Source organism: Pseudomonas sp. 2 (assembly GCF_056627435.1).
In genome coordinates this window covers 1-3,574 of record NZ_JBWXNG010000037.1, presented here as the reverse complement: position 1 = coordinate 3,574, position 3,574 = coordinate 1, and the positions used below count along the sequence as shown (strand labels likewise).

Here is a 3,574-nt window from a genome sequence, read left to right as displayed (position 1 = left end):
CCAGACCTCCAACGAGGATCAGTTCAAGTACCTGATGAACAACGCCATCGCCAGCAAGGACGAACTGAACCTGTCCGTTGGCGTGAGCCTCACTTCGCAGCAGGTCGCGGCCCTGACCCACGACATCGTCTGGCTCGAAGAGCACGAGGTGAATGGCGAAAAAGTCCTGGTGCCGGTGCTGTATCTCGCCCAGGCAGACGGTCGTCTGGCCCCTGACGGAGCGCTCATCGCCGGCAACGACGTCACGCTGATCGCAGGCGAAAACCTCAGCAACGTTGGTACGCTGAAAGCAACCGACAACCTCGCGGCCACTGCAGGCAAGGATCTGGTCAACAGCGGCCTGATCTCGGCGGGTAACCGACTCGACGTGCTTGCGGGCAACGATGTCACCAACAAGGCGGGCGGCATCATCGCCGGTCGCGACGTCAGCGTGGCGGCGACCAAGGGTGACCTCCTCAACGAGCGCACCGTTACCAGCGCTCAAGCCAGCAACGGTTTCGTCACCACTCGCAAGGACTACGCCGATAACGCGGCGCGCATCGAAGCCGCGAACGACCTGACGGTTACCGCGGGGCGCGACCTCACCAACAGTGGCGTCCTGCAAAGCGGGCGCGACATGGCGCTGAGTGCCGGGCGCGACGTCAATCTGCTCGCAGCGCAGACCCAGACCGTGTTCCAGGCCGGTAGCGGCCTGTCCAACTCAAGCACCACCCAGACCGGCAGCCTCGCCAGCGCCGGGCGCGATCTCTCGATCACCGCAGGCCGCGACGTGACCGCCATCGCCAGCCAGATCGATGCCAAGCGTGACATCGCCATCGCAGCAACCGGCGACCTGACTTTGGCCTCGGCAACCGATGAAGACCATTCATATGCCAAGAGCAAAAAGGTCACGGCCCAGCAAGATCATGTCAGGCAGGTTTCGACCAGTGTCACTGCCGGTGGCGACGTTTCTCTGAAGGCTGCTAACGATCTGAATGTCATCGCAAGTACCGTGAAGGCGACGGGGGATGTTGGCCTGGAAGCTGGGCAGGACGTCTACGTAACGTCGGCTCAGAACGAGGATTACGCGTACTACAAGAAAAAGAATAAAGGCTCGTTCGGCCGTAGCAGTACCCGTGAAACCGAGAGTTACGAAACCAGCAACGTCGGGTCAGTGATCGATGCAGGCCACGACCTGACGATCAACGCCAGCCAGGACTCTACAGGCGCCGTGAGCATCAATGGTGGCCGTGACGTCAGCGTTATCGGCAGCCAACTCAAAGCCGGTAATGACATGCTGCTCGGTGCCACGGGTGACGTTTCCATCACCTCGGCGGCCGAGGAAAGCGGTGGTTACAGCAAGAAAACCAAATCCGGCCTGTTCGGCTTGAGTAAAAGCGGCAAGAGCCAGTTGCAGACCACCGAGACTCAGGTAGGGAGTGAGCTGCAGGCTGGCAATGATACGGTCGTCATTGCCGGGCGTGACGTGAATCTGAGCGCCAGCTCGCTCGCCGCAGGACGGGATGCAGAGTTGCATGCCGGCCTGTTGGATGACACGGGCGACATCAATCTCACGTCAGCCAGCGATTCCTCTTACAGCCATTCCGAGTCTTACAAGAGCAAGACTGCACTTTCATTGAGTGCGAACTCGGACGGCATTGGCTTTGGCGTCGGATCGTCCAGCAAGCGCGGTCACGAAGTCATTACCTCCTCCGGCGTAGGAAGTCAGGTGGTCGCTGGGCGCGATGCGATTCTCGATGCCGCCCGCGACATCAATATCGTCGGTAGTTCGGTTGACGCTCAGCAGACAGCTTCCCTAGGAGCTGGTCGAGACGTCAATGTCGTCGCAGGCCTGGATAGCAGCCAGTCCGCGGACTGGAAATCCAAAAAAGATTCTGGGCTGTCACTGACTTGGGATCGTAACGGCTTCACAGGTTTCATCGGTGATACCACCGTCAAGGACGTCACTGCGCATGGTGGCCAGACAGCCGCTGCCAGTTATGTGGCGGGCGGTAATGTCAGTGTCGACGCGGGCCGGGACGTCAGCGTGCAGGGCTCGGACGTGTATGCCGACAACAACCTCAACGTCAAGGCCGGTCGTGATATCCGGATCGATGCGGCGGCTGAAACCGACTCGCAAGGATCCAGCCATAGCGTTACCAGCAATGGGGCCTCGGTCACTGTCAACCATAACTACGGCAACACGGTCGACGCGTTGAAAAACGTCGGCAAAGGCGATGACCTGGTCAGCCAGGTATCGAGCGTTCTGAAGGCGGCTGATACCGTCGATCAGTTCTTCCGTGGCGCAACCATGGATGGCAGCACCGGTAACAAGCAGCAAAGTGAAAGCCTGACCAATACAGTGGTCAGCAACCGCGCTTCCACGCTTAACGCAGGCAACGACATCTCTCTGGAGGCTGGCAACGATGTGACGGTGCGAGGCAGTGCGTTACAGGCTGGTCGTGACATCAACGTCAAAGGCCGTGATATCACCCTTGATGTCGCCAAAGGCAGCCAAATATCGGCGGGCGAGCAGAACCAGAGCAAAGGCGGCATCGTCGGTGGTACCACCGGTGGCTTCAAGGTGGGCATCGGCGGCAGTAGCGGTATCGCCACACAGGATGCGAATCAGGGCACCTCGGGAGCGGCCGAGTTGTCGGCAGGGCGCAATGTCAATCTGCAGGCATCCAACGATCTGAGTCTGATTGGTACTCGAATCAACGCTGACCGCGACATCAACCTCAAGGCTGGCAATGATCTGAACATCCGCGCTGCGCAGAACGATTCAAGCAGCCAGGAAAGCCGTCACAGTGGTGGAGGCGAAGTCGGTTTGACAGCAGGGCAGGGAGGCATAGGCGTCTACGCCAGCGTCAATCTGGGTCGGGGTAATCTCGACCGAGAAGCCGCTAAGCAGCAGGAAGCTTATCTCTATGCCGGTAACACGCTGGGCTTTGAGAGCGGTCGAGACACCACCGTGGCCGGTGCAACGCTGCACGGCGATAACGTGATCGGCAAAGTCGGGCGCGACCTGACCGTCTCTTCCGTACCGGACACTGGCAAGGTGACGGGCAAAGAGTTCGACGTCAGCGCAACGGTGACAGTGGGCTATGGGGGTAGCGTGAGTGGTTCGGTCGGCTACGGCCAGACCACAGGCAGCACGAACTGGGTCGGCAATCAGACCTCGATCACCGCCAAAGACCAGCTTGATATTCGTACCGAGCAACACACCCAACTCGATGGCGCCGTAGTTGCCTCGGACACCGGCAATCTCAAGCTTGATACTGGCACCCTTGGTTTCAGCGATATCGCAGGCAGCGACAAGGAGCATGGCTACTACCTGAACGTCGGCGGCACCTATGGCTGGGGCAACAGCGGTACGGCCACCCAGGACGCCAGTCAGGCCGGCAAAGGCAAGGAGGGGGAGAGCGGCTGGAACGTCTCGGGTTACAACTACAACAAGGATCGTGAGCAGATCGTGCGCGCCACAGTGGGCGCGGGCGATATCACCGTACGTGATGATGCCCAAAGCGGGAACGATTCGACGGCTGGTCTTAATCGGGATCTGAGCAAGGCATATGAGATCACGCGTGATGAT

Annotated in this window: 1 protein-coding gene; it reads left to right on the top strand. The window is 59.8% G+C overall.

What is annotated here, in order from left to right:
- On the top strand, positions 1–3,574 hold a 3,574-nt coding region (locus tag AC1MEK_RS29760), incomplete at both ends, for a hemagglutinin repeat-containing protein (protein ID WP_480399835.1).